The 639-nt window shown below is 77.5% G+C and carries 1 protein-coding gene and 1 pseudogene; both read right to left on the bottom strand.

Going from position 1 to position 639, the window contains the following annotated elements:
• On the bottom strand, positions 1 to 197 hold a 197-nt coding region (locus GUY61_RS39485), incomplete at its 3' end, for a hypothetical protein (RefSeq protein WP_208107006.1).
• Between the two features lie 57 nt (positions 198 to 254).
• Positions 255 to 639, bottom strand: a pseudogene (locus GUY61_RS38795) (hypothetical protein); the annotation flags it as partial.

Genomic DNA, 639 nt, shown 5'->3' with positions numbered 1-639 from the left:
GCCCCGGTGTCCCGGCCGGGCCTGAGCCTGGTGGTCAGCGCGTACCCGACCCGCACGTGATGGTGTTCCACCCGCACGTCGACCGGGTCGGGCAGATTCTCCCTGTTGCTGACCGTGGCGGACTCCCTGCCGGGAGTGCCGCTGAACCGGACCCGTGACCTCGGCCTTTCGCGGAAACGAAGACGGTCGGCCGTCACGCGGGAGCGGAACTCGATGTCGGAGCCGCCCGGCGAGGGCCGGGCCGAGGGCGGCCTTCACGGAGGGCGTCCCTCGTCCTCCGGCTCCGGCTCGGGCTCCGGTTCGGGCGGCCGCTCCCGTGTCCGCGCGGGTCGGCGAGGCGCCGTACCGGTGCGCCGGACGGTCCTCGCGCTCCGCTCCCGGGCGCGGGGCGCGGAGCCGGTCCCGCTCGGGGGTTCCGGCGCGGCGCCGGTCCTCCTCGCGCGCCTCGCGGTGCGCCCGGGACTCTCCTCGGCGCGTTCCACCGCCTCGCCGCCGATCCCGCCGATGTCCTCGACGACCTCTCCAGTGCGCTCGCCGGTTTCCGCGACCACTTCGCCCGCGCTCTCGCCGAGGTGCCCGGCCGCCGCCACGGCCTGCCGGCCGGCTCCTTCGACCCCGGCCCCCGCCCCGCGTCCCACG

The organism is Streptomyces sp. GC420 (assembly GCF_009916105.1).
GTDB lineage: Bacteria > Actinomycetota > Actinomycetes > Streptomycetales > Streptomycetaceae > Streptomyces.
This window is presented reverse-complemented; position numbering and strand designations above follow the sequence as displayed.